17 protein-coding genes are annotated in these 17,900 nt (G+C 33.8%); 15 read left to right on the top strand and 2 right to left on the bottom strand.

Annotated elements, in window-relative coordinates; all coding sequences use genetic code 11:
* Positions 1-349 precede the first annotated feature (349 nt).
* The 4 genes from tsaB to E4T68_RS00895 all read left to right on the top strand — a co-directional run bounded on the left by tsaB (position 350) and on the right by E4T68_RS00895 (position 4,680).
* Positions 350-1,081, top strand: a complete 732-nt coding sequence (gene tsaB, locus E4T68_RS00910; RefSeq protein WP_135123203.1) for a tRNA (adenosine(37)-N6)-threonylcarbamoyltransferase complex dimerization subunit type 1 TsaB — start codon at positions 350-352, stop codon at positions 1,079-1,081.
* The gene (rimI, locus tag E4T68_RS00905; RefSeq protein ID WP_135123201.1) at positions 1,069-1,491 is read left to right on the top strand and encodes a ribosomal protein S18-alanine N-acetyltransferase; all 423 of its coding nucleotides are present in this window, start codon (positions 1,069-1,071) and stop codon (positions 1,489-1,491) included. Before tsaB ends, rimI begins: the two co-directional genes overlap by 13 nt.
* Positions 1,488-2,522 carry a tRNA (adenosine(37)-N6)-threonylcarbamoyltransferase complex transferase subunit TsaD gene (gene tsaD, locus E4T68_RS00900; protein WP_135123199.1) on the top strand — a complete coding sequence of 345 codons (1,035 nt, stop codon included), beginning with the start codon at positions 1,488-1,490 and terminating at the stop codon, positions 2,520-2,522. The genes rimI and tsaD overlap by 4 nt, the downstream gene beginning before the upstream one ends.
* 358 nt (positions 2,523-2,880) lie before the next feature.
* Positions 2,881-4,680 carry an oligopeptide ABC transporter substrate-binding protein gene (locus E4T68_RS00895; RefSeq protein ID WP_135123197.1) on the top strand — a complete coding sequence of 600 codons (1,800 nt, stop codon included), beginning with the start codon at positions 2,881-2,883 and terminating at the stop codon, positions 4,678-4,680.
* Between the two features lie 541 nt (positions 4,681-5,221).
* Here the strand turns inward: E4T68_RS00895 and E4T68_RS00890 are convergent.
* The gene (locus tag E4T68_RS00890) at positions 5,222-5,698 is read right to left on the bottom strand and encodes an aromatic acid exporter family protein (RefSeq protein ID WP_167753755.1); all 477 of its coding nucleotides are present in this window, start codon (positions 5,696-5,698) and stop codon (positions 5,222-5,224) included.
* Positions 5,699-5,846: 148 nt separating this feature from the next.
* Here E4T68_RS00890 and E4T68_RS00885 point away from each other — a divergent pair, with 148 nt between their 5' ends.
* The 11 genes from E4T68_RS00885 (at position 5,847) to rsmA (ending at position 17,165) form a co-directional block, all read left to right on the top strand.
* A complete protein-coding gene (locus tag E4T68_RS00885; RefSeq protein WP_135123193.1) occupies positions 5,847-7,013 on the top strand; it encodes an ABC transporter substrate-binding protein in 1,167 nt (388 codons plus the stop codon).
* A gap of 104 nt (positions 7,014-7,117) precedes the next feature.
* Positions 7,118-7,984 carry a branched-chain amino acid ABC transporter permease gene (locus tag E4T68_RS00880; RefSeq protein WP_135123191.1) on the top strand — a complete coding sequence of 289 codons (867 nt, stop codon included), beginning with the start codon at positions 7,118-7,120 and terminating at the stop codon, positions 7,982-7,984.
* Positions 7,985-7,992: 8 nt separating this feature from the next.
* On the top strand, positions 7,993-8,949 hold the full coding sequence (locus E4T68_RS00875; RefSeq protein WP_135123189.1) for a branched-chain amino acid ABC transporter permease: 957 nt from the start codon (positions 7,993-7,995) through the stop codon (positions 8,947-8,949).
* Positions 8,946-9,719 (top strand): ABC transporter ATP-binding protein, encoded by a 774-nt coding sequence (locus E4T68_RS00870; RefSeq protein ID WP_135123187.1) that lies wholly within the window; start codon positions 8,946-8,948, stop codon positions 9,717-9,719. Before E4T68_RS00875 ends, E4T68_RS00870 begins: the two co-directional genes overlap by 4 nt.
* Positions 9,720-10,424, top strand: coding sequence for an ABC transporter ATP-binding protein (locus E4T68_RS00865; RefSeq protein WP_135123185.1), 705 nt, complete (start codon positions 9,720-9,722; stop codon positions 10,422-10,424). It abuts the gene before it with no gap.
* A 3-nt stretch (positions 10,425-10,427) separates the two neighbouring features.
* Positions 10,428-11,072 (top strand): CBS and ACT domain-containing protein, encoded by a 645-nt coding sequence (locus tag E4T68_RS00860; protein WP_135123183.1) that lies wholly within the window; start codon positions 10,428-10,430, stop codon positions 11,070-11,072.
* A 970-nt stretch (positions 11,073-12,042) separates the two neighbouring features.
* Positions 12,043-13,248: a CapA family protein gene (locus tag E4T68_RS00855; RefSeq protein WP_135123181.1), complete on the top strand. Its 1,206-nt coding sequence runs from the start codon at positions 12,043-12,045 to the stop codon at positions 13,246-13,248.
* A 101-nt stretch (positions 13,249-13,349) separates the two neighbouring features.
* Positions 13,350-14,708 (top strand): branched-chain amino acid transport system II carrier protein, encoded by a 1,359-nt coding sequence (gene brnQ, locus E4T68_RS00850; RefSeq protein ID WP_135123179.1) that lies wholly within the window; start codon positions 13,350-13,352, stop codon positions 14,706-14,708.
* 246 nt (positions 14,709-14,954) lie between these two features.
* Complete coding sequence (locus E4T68_RS00845) at positions 14,955-15,713, top strand: TatD family hydrolase (RefSeq protein WP_135123177.1); 759 nt, start codon at positions 14,955-14,957, stop codon at positions 15,711-15,713.
* Complete coding sequence (gene rnmV / locus E4T68_RS00840) at positions 15,710-16,273, top strand: ribonuclease M5 (RefSeq protein WP_135123175.1); 564 nt, start codon at positions 15,710-15,712, stop codon at positions 16,271-16,273. The genes E4T68_RS00845 and rnmV overlap by 4 nt, the downstream gene beginning before the upstream one ends.
* A complete protein-coding gene (gene rsmA / locus E4T68_RS00835; RefSeq protein WP_135123173.1) occupies positions 16,266-17,165 on the top strand; it encodes a 16S rRNA (adenine(1518)-N(6)/adenine(1519)-N(6))-dimethyltransferase RsmA in 900 nt (299 codons plus the stop codon). Before rnmV ends, rsmA begins: the two co-directional genes overlap by 8 nt.
* An 82-nt stretch (positions 17,166-17,247) precedes the next feature.
* On the opposite strand, the gene E4T68_RS00830 is transcribed toward rsmA, so the two are convergent.
* On the bottom strand, positions 17,248-17,643 hold the full coding sequence (locus tag E4T68_RS00830; protein WP_135123171.1) for a DUF1307 domain-containing protein: 396 nt from the start codon (positions 17,641-17,643) through the stop codon (positions 17,248-17,250).
* Positions 17,644-17,900: the final 257 nt, after the last annotated feature.

Genomic DNA, 17,900 nt, shown 5'->3' with positions numbered 1-17,900 from the left:
AAATAAAAAAACAGCTTATAATGACGTCATCAGAAACGTTGATTCTAAGCTGTTTTCAATTTTTCAAATGTTAATCGAAAGGCTAAAATTTTAGTTTTTTCCCGGTCCCTATTGTTTTTGAGTATTATAATCTACATGATTTTACGTAGGCATAAATTGTGTTGATGAGATTTTTTGGTTTATTAGTACAGTATGTTGTAGGCTTATTTTGATGGTGAGTGACTAGATGATTTTATAGTCTTTTTTGGTTTATAGATAAGGAGTTTGTGTAAAATGCAATCTGATATATCTTAGAAAGCACTTTTGTATAATTTATGCTATAATATTGAAAAATATAAAGGAGAATGTTATGTATACATTAATTATTGAGGCATCTAATAAGGCGCTTTCTGTTGCTGTGTTTCATCAAGACGTGTGTTTAGAACATCATGTACAATATGATACGTTACAACATAGTATTCATTTAGCACCTGCTGTTGATACGGTGTTGCATAAAGCACATCTTGATGTGAAACAGATTAATCGTATTATTGTATCGAATGGGCCGGGTTCATATACAGGGTTACGTATTGGTGTTACGTTTGCAAAAACACTTGCGTATGCATTGAATATCCCACTTTATGCTGTATCCAGTTTAGCAGCTTTGGCACAAGGAAGTATAGGACAAAAAGATACATTAATTGTGCCATTTTTTGATGCACGACGCCAACATGTTTATGCAGGCATGTACTGTAACGGAGAAGCTAAAGTTCAAGATAGTTATCTATCTTTTGAAGCGTTGTTGGAGCGTGTGTGTGCTTATTCTAAACCGATTTTGTTTGTTAGTCCAGATATTGATGTGTATGAAACTGTTCTTCAACACTATATTGCTCAAATGGCAAGTAAGCATATTCGGTATGTTAAAGCCTATCCAGAGGCTAAGTATATGTTACCTTTAATGCATACAGTACAACCAACTGATGTCCATGTGCTTACTCCGTTTTATTTGAATAAAGTTGAAGCAGAAGTGAATTGGGAGAAACAGAATGGACAGCTTCAAAAAGATGACATATTAGTGGAGAGAGTCGCATGGGGAAAATAATTAAGGCAAATCAAACTCATGCTCCTTTTATTTATCATGTATCACAACAAGCAAATTTATCATGGAGTTTGCAAGATTATATAACAGATATGCAGCAACCTTATGCCGTATATTTTATTCATGAGGCAGGGTTTATTGGGGCGCATCTTTTATATGATGAGGCGGAAATTCTTAATATAGCTATTTTAAAGTCTTATCAAAGACAAGGCTATGCTAAAGCATTATGGCAGGCATTAGAATGTGAGCTGAAACAAAAACATTATCAGACATGTTACTTAGAAGTAAGAGCAAGTAATGAGCCTGCCAAACAATTCTATGAAACAATAGGGTTTAAGAAAATAAGTGAACGAAAAAGGTACTATAAAAATCCAATAGAAGACGCATGGATTTACAGATGGGAGAATGTATGAAAGACGTATTTATTTTAGCGATTGAATCGAGTTGTGATGAAACAAGTGCATCGGTTGTGAAAAATGGCAATGAGCAACTTTCAAATATTGTAGCCTCACAAATTAAAAGCCATATGCGGTTTGGTGGTGTGGTTCCTGAAGTGGCAAGTAGACATCATGTTGAACAAATTACACAAGTGATTGATGAAGCATTACGCATTGCTAATATGAGTATGGAAGATATAGATGCTTTTGCTGTAACTGAAGGGCCGGGATTGGTTGGGTCTTTGTTGGTTGGAATTAGTGCAGCCAAGGCTTTAGCTATGGCATATCAAAAACCCCTCATTCCAGTAAATCACATGGCAGGGCATATTTATGCTAGTCAGTTGCATCAGCCATTACAATTTCCGTTATTAGCTCTATTGGTAAGTGGGGGACATACAGAGTTAGTATATATGGAAAAGAATAATGATTTTCAAGTTATTGGCGAAACACGAGATGATGCTGTGGGCGAAGCCTATGATAAAATTGGACGTATTCTCAATTTGTCTTATCCAGGAGGGAAAGCGATTGATGAATTGGCACAAAAAGGGCAAGACACACTTGCTTTTCCAAGAGCAATGATACATGACAATCATTATGATTTTAGTTTTAGTGGCTTAAAAAGTGCCGTCATTAATACGGTGCATAACGCCAAACAAAAAGGCGATACAATAAATCCAGAAGATTTAGCAGCCAGTTTTCAAGCTAGTATAATTGATGTGTTGGTACACAAGACAAAGCAGGCATTACTAGAATACCCTGTTAAACAATTTATATTAGCTGGTGGTGTGGCAGCCAATAAAGGTTTGCGATTTGCTCTTAGTGAATTATTTGAAAAAGAGTTTCCTACTGTTCAATTTAGTGTGCCAGATTTTCGTTTATGTGGAGATAATGCTGCTATGATAGGAGCTGCTGCATACCACAATTATTGTCAAAATAGACTGGCAAATCTGACTTTAAATGCAAAACCGGGATTAGAATTGACAAAAAATTCAGAAAAGGGTTGCTAAAAATTAAAAAATAGTTTATTATATTAGAAAGTTCTCATAATTTTATGAAATGAACTCTTGAGTTTAATAGAAAGGGGTGTCCGCTGTCTGTATTAATAATTATACATGTAGAGTATAGTTATTCTTGTTTTATGTTATACTTTGCCGATTAATAGAAAGTTTAATCGAAAATGTGTCGGGATAATCGTGTTGTGTAGCATATTATGCCAAAAATATTACACATGTATAAAATACTGTTTTATACACATGTTGGAGAGTATATCGTTAACGTGGAACACCTCAAAGGGTTGGCACCCGAAAACGAATAAACTCGATTGGTCAATCATTTATTCACAAAACAAAAAAGGAGTTATACATTATGAATAAAAAAGCAAAATGGTTTTTAGGGTTAGCTGCAACAGTTTTATTAGCTGCATGTGGAAATAACCAAGATAATGCATCAAAAGACGGAGCTTCTGATAATACTGCAAATTCGGAAACATTAAAATCTAATTTTCCTCTAAAAGTAGAAAATGAAGGGACAGCTATTAAAGGTGGTATATTAAAATATGCACTTGTATCAGAAAGTCCATTTGACGGCTTGTTAAATGCAAACTATTATGAAGCTTCCCCAGATAGTGAAGTTATTCAATTTTTAGATGAATCTTTGTTTATCTATGATGATAATCAACGTATTACTGATAAAGGTATGGGTAAATTAGAATACGATATTGATAAAAAAACAGTAACAGTTACAATCAAAGAAGGATTAAAATGGTCTGACGGTCATGATTTCAAGATTGATGATTACATTTATGCTTTTGAAGTGATTGGTCATAAAGATTATACAGGAACACGTTATAGTTCCGTTAAAGATATTGTTGGAATGGAAGATTATCATGCAGGTAAAGCTGAGAGCATTTCAGGAATTAAGAAAAACAGTGACTATTCTGTAACATTTGAATTAACTGAAATGACACCAGATGTTATTCAAGGTGGTGGATTCTGGAGTAGTGCTTTGCCAAAACATATTTTTGGAAATATTCCAGTTGCACAACAAGCTGCTTCAGATGCGGTACGTAAAAATCCAGTTGGTTTAGGTGCGTTTAGACTAAAAAGTATTGTAGCCGGTGAGTCTGTTACACTTGAAGCAAATGAATACTATTGGCAAGGTAAACCAAAATTAGAGGGTGTTATTGTTAGCGTTGTTAACTCAAATAGTGCTGCAGATGAATTTAAAAAAGGTGAGTATGACATCATAACTGTTCCTACAACTAAAGAGAAATATGAAGCATTTAAAGAGTTAGATAATGTTGAGTTCTTAGGAAGATGGAATAATGTGATTACATACTTAGGCTTTAAAACAGGAACATGGGATAAAGAAGCTGAAAAAGTGGCATACAATCCTGAGGCTAAAATGTCAAATAAATCATTACGTCAAGCAATGAGTTACGCGTTAAATGTTGATGAGTTTTCTCAATCATTCTATGGAGATTTACGTGTTAGAGCGAACTCATTAATTGTACCAACATTTAAAGATTTACGTGATAGTACAGTGCCGGGATATGCTTATGATAAAGAAAAAGCTATCAAGCTATTAGATGAAGCAGGCTATAAAGATGTTGATGGCGATGGATTACGTGAAGATCCAAAAGGACAAAAATTAACGATTCAATTAGGATTTATGTCAAGTGCAGACTCAGATACACAAGCTAACTACTATATCCAACAATGGAAAGAAGTTGGTTTAGATGTTCAATTAACGAATGGACGTACAATTGAGTTTAAATCATTCTATAAATTAGTTCAAGGAGATGATCCAAGTATTGATATTTACGTTGCTGCATGGAGCGTAGGTGGAAATCCAAATCCAAATAGATTATGGGGAGATACAGCAAATAACTATTCACGCTTCATGACTAAAGAATATAGTGATATTTTAAGTAAATTTGACTCAAAAGATATGTTTGATAGAGAAAAACAAGTGGCTGCTTTTAAAGAATGGCAAAAATTTGCTCAAGAAGAAGTCTTTACGTTACCACTACAATTCCGTACAGTTGTTATAGGTGTTAATAAACGTGTGAAATCTTTCGATGTATCATTCGGTGATAAAAACTGGGGTAACCATTTACATAAGTTAGAATTATTAGCAGATCAACCTATTAAATCTACTAAGTAATGCGAATAAACTGTGATTAAAAAGGCTAGATTATAAATCTATGAAAGAGTAAAAGATTTTTATTATGCTTTGACTTATCCCTCTACGTTCTTTGTGGAATGTAGGGGTTTGTTTAAAATCGCGATAAATCAATGTTCACATGGATTTATCGCGATTTTTATTGTTTGTAGACTCTTTTGAAGATATAAAGTGATAATATGATAAAAAGAGAGTGATGTAGTATTTAGGAAAAAGTAGGGTGAAAAAACGAGTACGTGACAAACTCACATACCTCAGTCATTTTCGATGCAAAGATGTGTTTGCAAAAATACAATAAAGCGTGTTGGTAAATTTTGTTCTTACCAACACGCTTGTTTTTATATAAAATCTATTTTTTAGCAATAGTATTTGGCAAAGTCACAGTTTTCATGTGATGTATGATACTATTTATATTCGAGCAATCAGATAGTAGAGAGTAGCATGTGACGTATTGTTATGATATTTATCATGAGTTCACATAATAGGGTGTCTGGAATGTTTAAAGATGTTTTTAATGTCTTGGCTAAGATTTTTTTCCAGGCAAACTGAAGTCTACTAAAACGGCTACACTAGCACCAATAAGGACATCAAAAATTCTAAAAAAAGCATAGTGGATTGTTTCAGTTGCAGGTGTATTAAAGCAAATAATTAAAAATGTTGACACAGATGTGATAATTCCCTCAGGGTGCTTGGTCATATTACAAAAAATAATGACGGCAATGACACCGATAAATACTAATAATGTGTCGCTGAATATTGTCCGAGTCAATATATTTTGAATAAAGATTGCTCCAATAGACACAAAGACACCAATAGATGTGCCAAAAATTCGGTGTTTACTAAAATGATATGATGAGGCGGCATCTGTTCGTAGACAATAAACTGCTGCCAAACAAGATAAAACAGGGCTATCACGAGAAATGAGATGACTAATTAATAAACAGATAGCAACGGCTGTAGCAGTTTTAAATGTGCGTAAACCAATTTTAAAATGTTTCATAAAGGATCCCCTTAATGTTGAATTACGTTCACTATACATGAAAAATAAAAAAAATGCAAATTTAAAATTGACAAAATTGTCTGACTATTTTATAATGAAACACATCTATTAAAAATAAATGAGAAGAAAAGATGGGAGTTACATTAACATGAGAAAGAAAAAAATAGTTAGTGTTATAGCTTTGGCAACTCTAGTATTAGCCGGTTGCTCAAGTGCAGCAAATACAAAATCTAAATCAGTAAGTCAAGCAACAACGATTACTATTGGAACAAATTTAGAGTTATCTGGTAAAGTAGCTTCGTATGGAACACCAATGCTAGATGCTATTCAATTAGCCGTAGAAGAAAAAAATGCAAGTGGTGGTGTTTTAGGGAAACAAATTGAGCTTGTTAAATTAGATAATAAATCAGATACAAAAGAATCCGCAAGTGTTGCAACAAGTCTAACAGAGAAAAACGTTGTAGGGATTTTAGGACCTGCCACAACAGCAGATGCATTAGCACAAGTTCCAGTGGCAACTAAAGCAAAAACACCCGTTGTCTTACCTGCTGCAACAGGAGATAATGTGATTAAGGATAGCAGTGGGAAAGTATTAAATTACATTTATCGTGTAGCTTATAGTGATTCTTTCCAAGGAAAAGCACTCGCAACATTTGCTGATGAAACACTACATGCTAAGAAAGTTGTTCTTTTAAAAGATACCTCATCAGACTATGCCAAAGGTCTTTCAGAAGCGTTTGTTTCTAATTATTCAGGAGAGATTGTCGCAACAGAAAATTTCCAAGCAGGAGATAAAGATTTTAATGCGATTTTAACAAAATTGAAAACATTAGATTATGATGTGTTGTTAGTTGCAGGATATTATGAAGAGGCTGGATTGATTATTAAACAAGCACGAACAACTGGAATAGATAAAGCTATTTTAGGTGGAGATGGATTTGCTAGTGATACTTTGGTTGAGTTGGCAGGTGCAGAAAATGTGAATAAAGTATTTTATACAAATCATTTTACTACATTATCAACAGATGCTAAAGTCCAAAATTTCTTAAAAGCATACCGTGAAAAATATAATAAAGAGGCTGATGCATTTGCAGCTTTAGCTTATGATGCTTCAGGTGTGTTGATAAGTGCCATTGAAACTGCTGGAGAAGTTGATACGCAAAAAATAACAGAAGCATTGGCAAATGTGAAAAACTATGAAGGGGTCACAGGGAAATTTAGTATTGATGAAAATCATAATGTTGTGAAATCAACTTATGTTCTTGAATTGGTGAATGGAAAGGAAACAAGTTATACAATTGTCAACCCAAAATAAGATGAAAAGCTGGGTAAAAAGCTAAATTAGTAATGAAAACAGCTATAAATCACACCAAAGTGTTGATTTGTAGCCGTTTTTGTTCAATGCACAAGGAGGAAACAATGGATCAAATTATTAACGCGGTATCATTAGGAAGTATTTATGCTCTAGTAGCACTGGGATACACAATGGTCTATGGAATTATTCGTTTAATTAACTTTGCCCACGGCGATATGTTAATGCTTGGAACATATATTGGTTATTTTTTCATTACAGTTTTGAAGATTGATTTTTTTGCTGCTCTCATTTTAACAATGCTAATCTGTGCATTGGGTGGAGTCCTTATAGAACGTGTAGCATATAAACCACTTAGAAAATCCCCTCGCATTGCTGCGCTAATTACAGCTATTGGTGTGTCATATTTTATTGAAAATATGATGATGGTAACAGTAGGGAGTGAAAGTAGAGCATTTCCAAATGTTTTGGGAAATGCGGCGATTTCTATTTTAGGAACGCAGATAAGTATAAAACAAATCATTATCTTAGTAGTAACAATTATTTTAATGATTGTATTGACCTTAACCATTAAAAAAACAAAAATGGGTAAGGCAATGCGAGCAGTAAGTACAGATGAAGAAGCAGCACAATTAATGGGCATTAATGTCAATCATGTGATTTCATTTACCTTTTTATTAGGATCTGCACTTGCAGGAGCTGCTGGTGTTCTCGTTGGTATGTATTATGGTTCGTTATCGCCATTAATGGGAGTGCAGCCGGGATTGAAAGCATTTATCGCAGCGGTTTTAGGGGGAATTGGGAATGTGCCAGGAGCAATGTTAGGTGGCTATTTAATCGGTATTTTGGAAACAGTAGTTAATGTATTAGGGTTTTCTTCTTATAAAGATGCTCTTGTTTATGCGATTTTAATCGTTATTTTAATTGTTAAACCGGCTGGTTTGCTAGGCAAAGCCGTTAAAGAGAAAGTGTAGGTGTCTAAATGAAATTATTCAGTAAACAAAATATCATTTGGGTAGTTAGTCTAGTAATTAGTATGTTGCTTATTGATACATTAATCGCACAATCTATTTTAACACAATCAAGTGAATTAACATTAGTGAGTATTTTAATCAATATTATGTTGGCAGTTAGTTTGAATTTGGTCATTGGTATTGCAGGTCAATTTTCTTTAGGTCATGCAGGGTTTATGGCGATTGGTGCCTATTCTGGAGCAATTATTAATAAACAAGTGCCAGGTGTTTTAGGGTTACTTGTAGGTATACTAGTAGGTGCAATTCTTGCAGGAGTTTTAGCCGTTTGTGTGGGCATACCAACATTGCGTTTAAGTGGAGATTATTTGGCTATTGCAACTTTAGGAACATCTGAAATTATTCGTATTATCATTTCTAATGCGGACAATATTACAAATGGAGCAGCCGGAATTAGTAATATACCCGATACGGCAACGTGGTCTATTGTCTTTATATTTATGATTTTAACGGTTATGTTTGTATCAAATTATATTCGCAGTAGCTCAGGACGTGCGACATTAGCTATTCGTGAAAATGAGATTGCAGCAGAAGTTATGGGTGTGCATATATTAAAATATAAAGTGATAGCCTTTGTATTTGGAGCGATATGTGCCAGTATTGCAGGCTCTTTGTATGGTAGTTATATTGGAGTTATTACACCAAACGATTTTTCATTCCAAAATTCAATAGATGTGTTAATTATCGTTGTTTTTGGAGGGATTGGAAGTATGACTGGATCAGTGATTTCCTCTATTGTATTAGGGCTTATTAATGTGTTTTTACAAAGTCTTGGGGTTTGGAGAACGATTATTTATGCTGTTTTATTGCTATTAGTTATGATTTTCAGACCAAAAGGACTATTGGGGCAAAAAGAGTTTTCGCTTAGTACATTTCTAAAAGCAAAGAAAGGAGGAGTTGACAGATGAGTTTATTAGAGATTAAAAAATTAACGAAAAACTTTGGTGGGCTATCGGCAGTATCAATGGTTGATATGACGTTTGAAAAAAATGAATTGGTTGGCTTAATTGGCCCTAATGGTGCAGGAAAAACAACTTTATTTAACTTATTAACAGGTGTATATGTGCCAAGTGAAGGTACAATTACATTGGATACTGATAAAGGACCAGTTGTGTTAAATCAAAAAAGTCCTCATCAAATTAGTGATTTAGGATTAACCCGTACATTTCAAAATATACGTCTATTTCATGAATTAAGTGTACTTGATAATGTGAAAATTGCTATGCATAGTAAAAAAGGCGTATCATTATGGCATAGTTTATGTCGAACATCTAAATATTATCAAAATGAAAAAGAATTGAGTGAACAAGCATTAGAATTATTGACGTTATTCAATTTGCAAGATAAACAAGATGTTTTGTCTAAACATTTATCTTATGGAGAGCAAAGACGTCTTGAAATTGTAAGAGCATTGGCAACAAATCCTCGTATTTTATTTTTAGATGAACCTGCTGCTGGCATGAATCCACAAGAAACGGCAGAACTTACAGAGTTAATCCATAAAATTCAACAAGATTTTAATATTACAGTTGTTCTAATTGAGCATGATATGTCTTTGGTCATGTCGATTTGTCAACGCATCTATGTTTTAGAATATGGAAGATTACTTGCACACGGGACACCTGATGAAATTAAACAAAATAAAGCGGTTATCAAAGCGTATTTAGGAGGCGAATAGATGCTAAAAGTTGAAGATTTAAGCGTTCATTATGGCATGATACAAGCGGTTAATCAGGTGTCATTTCATGTGAATGAGGGAGAAGTAGTTAGTTTAATTGGTGCAAATGGTGCAGGAAAATCTACAATTTTAAGAACTATTTCTGGATTAATTAAAGCAAAAAGTGGAAAAATAACTTATTTGGGAGAGTCCATAGAACAGACATCTGCTAAAAAAATTGTTGAAAAAGGTTTGGCACATGTGCCTGAGGGGCGTCATGTATTCAAAGGCATGAGTGTGCAAGAAAATTTAGACTTAGGTGCATTTTTACGGAAAGATAAGGACGGTGTGCAAAAAGACTTGAGGGCTGTTTTTGAACGTTTTCCAATTTTAGAGCAACGTAAACATCAAGATGCCTCAACACTTTCTGGTGGAGAGCAACAAATGTTAGCTATGGGTAGAGCTTTAATGACACGTCCAAAATTACTGTTGCTTGATGAACCGTCAATGGGACTTGCGCCTATTTTCATTAAAGAAATTTTTAATATTATACAAGATATTCAAAAACAAGGAACAACAGTTCTTTTAATTGAGCAAAATGCAAATGTGGCACTATCTATTTCAAATAGAGGCTATGTATTAGAAACAGGTAAAATCGTATTAAGTGGTACCGGACAAGAATTGCTTTCTAGTCCAGAAGTGCAAAAGGCATATTTAGGAGGATAAGACATGGACGTAAGAAGATATATGACAACAGAAATTATTAGCGTAACAGGAGATGTACGTGTGTTAGAAGCCCTAGACGTGATGAAAGCACATAGCGTTAAACGTTTACCAGTTGTTAAAGGTAGTCGAATTGTAGGGTTAGTGACAGACAAACTAATTGCCGAACACATGCCTTCACAAGCGACCAGTTTAAGTATGCATGAATTGAACTACTTACTGACAAAAACACGTATTGAAGATATTATGGAAACGAAAGTGGTCACTATTCATCCTGATGCTTTACTAGAAGAAGCCGCAGTTATCATGCGTGAAAAACGAATAGGTGTACTTCCAGTCGTTGAAAACAATCAACTTGTCGGACTAATCACTAGCTCTGACATATTTGATGCCTTTGTTGATGTGCTAGGGTATTATAAACCTGGTGTACGTCTAGTGATTGAAATTGAAGACAGAGCCGGTATTTTTGAACAAGTGCTAGCTCTATTTAGACAAGAAAATATTAATATTGAACAAATTGCAGTATACCATGAAAATAATCAAGCTCAAGTCGTTATCCAATTAGATAGCCAAGATGCTGAACATATTCACACATTGGTTGAACATGCCGGATATAAAGTGCTTTCATCATTACTAAAAAATGGAAAATAAGCAAAAAACATATCGGAAATACTTTTGAAAATGGGGAATGACACGCTACCAAGAGGTTACATAAATGAGTATGCTCAAAACAGTAATTAAAAAGATGTATAATAAGATAAAATTCTGTTTGATATAAGAAGATTATTGTTTGATTAAGTTGTCATTTATTAACTGGAAAAGCTTTACATAAGGAATTTATTAATCTGAATGTAGAGTTTTTTTGTTGGATAGAAATATCATAAAATATTCTTCTTAAAAGAATAGACCAATTCTATTTGAAATTAGAGTCTTGTTGGCGAAACTTTAGTTCACAAACAAAGTGTTGCCAGTATGTTCAAAAAAAGCTAGTGAGTGTAGGGACTGGGAAAAGTTTTAAAAATAAAAAAACAGCTTATAATGACGTTATCAGAAACGTTGATTCTAAGCTGTTTTCAATTTTTCACATGTTAATCGAAAGGCTAAAATTTTAGTTTTTTCCCAGTCCCTATAAAAAGGTCGTCTTTAGACAGATTGTTTTTCATTTTTTATGTTTTGTACAACATACGATAACCAATAGCCTGTTGCATCTTAACTCTTTTTTATATTGTACAAAACAATCCCTATAAAGTCTGAAAAATTACGTTTAATCGCTTTTTATTTGTGTGAATGGTCATATATTTTAGCATAATTGGAGGATTGTTTTTTAGGATGTAGGGAACTTTTTCTTTTTAATCGCTGCAATACGGTATCTATTAGGAACTGAAAACAAAAAACTATAACATAGTCAGATATGATTTACATAAACTATAGATATGAGAAAGAGAAAATGTGCTACAATAGTTAAAGATTGGCAAGTGTAACTATATGATTACTGTGTTTTTTGGATACGTAACAAGACGTGGAATTGTTAATAAAATTATTATATTTCTGTTAAAAAAACATTGCCTTTACAGGTAGATTATGCGATACTATTTTTAATATACAAAGAAAGGTGGTTATAATGCAAGATAAATGGTTAAAACGGACGTTTATTGCAGGAACGGTGTTGTTCATTTTGATTATTGCTAATTTAATTTTAGCAATGTTACCTAAAGGACAAAAAAGTGAGCAGGCACAATTACATTCCGGGCAACAAACAGAACAAGCAACACAAGAAAAAATTGTTGCACGTATTACAGGAAGTGGCGATATGCTTTATCATGCTCCAGTGTATCGAAGTGCGTATAAAAATGGAACGTATGATTTCTCTAAACATTATGCACAAATTACGCCATTAATTTCAAGTGCTGATTTGGCTTTAGGAGATTTTGAGGGGACAATTTCTTCTGAATTCGATTTAGCAGGTTATCCGTTGTTTAATGCACCGATTGAAGTGGTAGATTCCATTAAAAAGGCAGGGTTTGATGTGATTGATTTGGCACATAATCATATTTTAGACAGTAGATTAGCCGGTGTGAAATCAACTATTCAAGCATTTAAGCAAGCGGGATTAGATACATTTGGTGTTAAAGAAAAAGAAAGTGATCCTGACATATTAATTAAAGATGTTAAAGGCATCAAAGTTGCTATTTTAGGTTATGCGTATGGGTTTAATGGTATGGAAAGCACATTAAGCACTCAAGAATATAACACATATCTAAAAGACTTATCACCTGAAAAAGTTAAGGCAGATATTGAAGCGGCAGAAAAGCAAGCAGATATTACAATCGTTATGCCTCAAATGGGTGAGGAGTATCGGAGAACGCCAACAGAAGAGCAGCAAAAACTTTATCGACAGATGATTGATTGGGGAGCGGATATTATTTTTGGTGGACACCCACATGTGATTGAACCTACAGAAATTATTGAAAAAGACGGCGAGCAGAAATTCATCATTTATTCTATGGGGAATTTATTATCTAACCAACGTTTTGAAACTTTAGAAGACTATTGGACAGAGCGAGGCGTCATTGTTGAAGTGGAAATCACAAAGGAAAATCAAAAAACACGTATTTCCGACATTATTTTGCATCCAACGTGGGTATCTCGGACACCGTTAAATACTGATGTTCAAGGGTATCCAGCCTATGATTATCAAGTCTTTTTAGCAGAAGACTATTTAGATAATGGCAAATATGTCAATCAAGTTGACGAGAATACAAAAAAACGTATTCAGACTGCTTATAAAGAAGCAATGGAATTAATGAATTTACAATTTAAAAAATAGAGGAAAGGGTAGTGCTTAGGTAAGAGAATAATCGCTAGAATATAGGTAGGTGCCGTATAAAAAGGGGATTAATACACTCTTTGCTAAGTCTATACATATTTATGACAAATAGAAAAGGTTTTTTAACAGGAGTACTATTATTTGGGATGTTTTTTGGCGCAGCAAACTTGATTTTTCCACCAAGTTTAGGTGCGTTATCGGGAGAGAATTTTTGGACAGCTATTTTAGGATTTATTATTTCGGGAGTGGGAGTTGCAGTCATTACACTAATTGTAGGTATGCAAAATCCAAAAGGCTATTTAGATGATATTTCAACAAAAATATCTCCAGTTTTTGCAATTATTTTTCTAGCATTATTGTATTTAACAATTGGTCCATTTTTTGCAATTCCTAGAACAGCAACAGCAGCTTATGATATGGGAATTAAAGCCTTAGTAGGTGATTGGACAATTTCTTTAGGAAGTGTGACTTTAAATGGGTATCTTCTTTTGTTCACAGCAATTTATTTTGCAGTAGCATACCTTTTAGCACTTAATCCAACAACTATTTTAACAAGTGTTGGAAAAATTTTAACACCAATCTTTGCTGTGTTAATTGTTATTTTAGTTATTGTAGGTGCTATAGCTTATGCTAATAATGCACCAATAGCTGCACAAACTGGATATTTAGCACATCAAGCCTTTAGTACAGGATTTACTGAAGGATATAATACATTAGATGCTTTAGCAGCCGTAGCTTTTAGTGTGGTTGCAGTGAATACGTTAAAACAATTTGGTTTTTCTTCTCGTAAAGAATATACAAAAACGATTTGGAGTGCCGGAATTGTTGTGGCTATTGGATTTAGTTTATTATATATAGGATTGGCAAACTTAGGGAATAAGTTTCCTATACCACAACACATTTTAGAATCTGATGTGAATAAAGGGTCTTATATTATTTCTCAAGCAACTCAACAATTATTCGGTGCCCCTTCACAAATCTTTTTAGCGATTATGGTGACGTTGACATGCTTTACAACAGCAGTAGGATTGATTGTAGCCACGGCTGAATTTTTCTATAAAATTTATCCTAAGTTGACATATAAACAGTATGTTTTAGTGTTTACTATTATTGGGTTTGCTATTTCTAATTTAGGCTTGACTACAATTATTAAAGTGTCTATACCAGTTCTATTATTCTTATATCCTATTACTATTATCAATATGATGTTAATTGCGATTAATCGTAAAATAGCTTTATCCAAACGTGGTATGCAATTAACAGTAGGATTGGTTAGTTTGTTTGCTTTAATTGATACCCTTGCTGTGACATTCAAATTGCCTGCATTGACACAATTTTTGGCTTATTTCCCATTAGGTGATCAATCATTAGCATGGTTAGTTCCGGCATGTTTGGGGATTTTATTAGCATTGGTGCTTCCAAATAAAATAAGTGCCAGTTCCTTTGAAGAATTTAACTAAAACAAAGAGCTAGAAAATGATGCCTATTGTTTTCTAGCTTTTTTATATGAGAAGTGTATTTATGTATAGAGATAATGAATAAGACATCTTGATAAATGAAGAGGCATTGTCTATATTATAAAACCGTCTATTTTATTGATGATATATAGGGGGTTCACAGGCAAGCAGAACATCATTTTAATTGAAAAAAATGATAGGAATTCATATAATAAACTTATAAACTATAAATGAAAAGAAGTGAAACACATGTTATTTGATACACACACGCATATTAATGTTTCTCAATTTGACGGAGAAGTAGATGATGTGTTGGAGCGGGCTTATGAACATAAGGTGAGCCAATTAGCCGTAGTGGGATTTGATACAAAGACGATTAAAAAAAGTTTAGAATTGAGCCAAACGTATGATAATATTTATAGTATTATTGGCTGGCATCCAACAGAAGCAGGAAAGTACACTCGTGAAATTGAGCGAACATTGCAAGAGCAATTAGCCTTGCCAAAAGTAGTGGCTTTAGGAGAAATTGGTTTAGACTATTATTGGAATAATGACCCTAAGGACGTACAAGAGAATGTGTTTCGTAGACAGATTGCGATTGCACGAGAAATGAATTTGCCGATTAGTATTCATACTCGAGAGGCTATGGAAGATACATACAAAATTTTGAAATCTGAACGATTCCCGGGAGGAATAATACATAGTTTTAGCGGAAATATTGACGATATGCAACGATTTTTAGATTTGGGAATGTATATTTCCTTGAGTGGTGTAGTGACTTTTAAAAAGGCATACGACTTGCATGAAGTGGCTAAACAGGTAGATTTTGATAAATTATTGATTGAAACAGATGCCCCTTATCTATCTCCTGTGCCGTATCGTGGTAAGCGAAATGAGCCTGCTTACGTTTATTATGTTGCTGAAAAAATTGCACAATTAAGAGGCTGTTCGTTTGAGGACGTTGCACACCAGACTAGCCAAAATGCAAGAAAGTTGTTTAAATTATGACCCAAATTATTGTTGTTGAAGGACGAGATGACACAAGACGTTTACGAGAAATATTTCCGAACATTCAAACGATTGAAACAAAAGGTTCTGCTCTTGATGAGGAAACGTTACAACTCATTGAAAAAGCACACAAGCATGCTCAAGTTATTGTCTTGACAGATCCAGACTATCCAGGAGAGAGAATACGTCAATTGATTACACAAAGAATACCAACTATTCAACACGCATTTTTAACAGTTGAGGAGGCTTTGCCACCTAAATCAAAAGGAAGTTTAGGGGTTGAACATGCTAGCGAAACGGCAATTAAACGTGCTTTAAGCCAAGTCAAAACTGTTCAAGAATATACTAAAACAGACGCAAGTATTACCCAATCTTTTTTGGTGCGTTATTCTTTAGTTGGTGGTGCAAACTCAAAATGCTATAGAGATGCTTTAAGCGTAAAATTAGGTATTGGACATGTTAACGGCAAGCAATTGGAGAAACGTTTGAATATGTTTGGCTTAACAAAAGAGCAAGTATTAAATGCACTTGCTCAAGTATTGGAGGAAATGAATGGATAAATCAAAAGATATTGCAACACCTAGTCGTACGGCTGAGATTATAAAGACGTATGGACTAAGCATGAAAAAAAGTTTGGGACAAAACTTTTTAATTGAACCTAATATTTTGACTCGTATTGTTGATGTGGCTAATATTAATGAGAACAGTTGTGTTATTGAAGTTGGACCTGGAATAGGTGCTTTAACGGAACGCTTAGCACGAGTGGCAAAACAAGTTATTGCTTTTGAAATAGATGATTATTTAATTCCAGTCTTACACGATACATTGCATGATTATTCAAATGTCACCATTATACACCAAGATATTTTAAAAGCACCTTTAGAACAAATTGTTGCAGAGATGTCTAGTGATGTTCCTTTAAGTGTAGTTGCCAACTTGCCATATTATATTACAACCCCTATTATTATGAGATTTGTAGAAAGTCAATTACCGATTGATACATTTGTGATGATGATGCAAAAAGAAGTTGCTGAACGTATGACTGCTAAGCCAAAAACAAAAGCCTATGGTTCTTTGACTATTGCCATTCAATATTACATGCATGCCACTATTGCTTTTATTGTGCCTAAAACCGTTTTTTCGCCACAACCTAATGTTGATTCAGCTATCTTAAAATTAGAACGACGAGAAAAACCACTTGTATATGTGGCAAATGAAGATTTCTTTTTTGAATTGGTCAAAGCTAGTTTTGTGCAGCGACGTAAAACATTATGGAATAATTTGCAACATCATTATGGTAAAAGTGAGCATATTAAAGAATGGCTAGCTAAAGGATTGGCACAAGCCGATATTTTACCAACTATAAGAGGAGAGGCACTAGCTATTGAACAATTTGCTAAACTTGCCAATGCCTTGTGGACATTAAAAGAACATTCAAAAAGTGCTATATAATATTAATAACTGGCTTTAACGCAAAGGGGTATTTCCCCTGAGTTAAAGCCAGTTATATGTGTATATTTTTTAATACGTGTAGCTATTGAATTTTTTTAGCACCTTGTGCCTCCAACATCTCGATTGTTCTTTTTAAACTGATATATTTACTATTAGAAGCATCAAAGTTGGCATTCGGTATGTTTTTGGCAGCTTCAAAATCTAATTTAGCGTAATCAATGGCAACTGTTTCGATTAGATAAGTGTCTTTATATTCAACCTTTTGAGTAATCCCTGCTATATTTTGATATAATTCAGAAAGAGATGTCATGATTTTTTCTGCCTTTTCTCTTGTTGTCCCTATATCTTTGTAAATAATTTTATTCGTCGTTATTTGTTTAATAAGAACATCTTTTACAGAAATCAACAAAATAGATGTTCTTATACCATTTTTAGTTAGGCTATAAAGCGTCATATTGGTTTGATCAATGTTACTCAAAAAACAGCTTGGTTTATGCTAGAGCGTATTCGTAGATGTTTTGGTTCAGAAAATAACCCGTGTTGTAAAATGAAGTGCAACAAATAAAAATAAACAAAAAAACATGAAAATCAGCTATACTAAAGTTGCTAAACCAAATAGATAGGAAGATTTTCATGTCTGAAGTACATTATACCACAAAACGACACTATAAACACTTAAGTGATAAAGAAAGAAGTCAAATTGAAATATTATTAAACGAGGGCTATACTATTTCA

It is taken from the genome of Granulicatella sp. WM01 (genome assembly GCF_004570605.1).
In the GTDB taxonomy this organism is placed as follows: domain Bacteria; phylum Bacillota; class Bacilli; order Lactobacillales; family Aerococcaceae; genus WM01.
The sequence above is the reverse complement of the archived record's forward strand: the minus strand, read 5'-3'. Positions and strand labels throughout refer to the sequence as shown.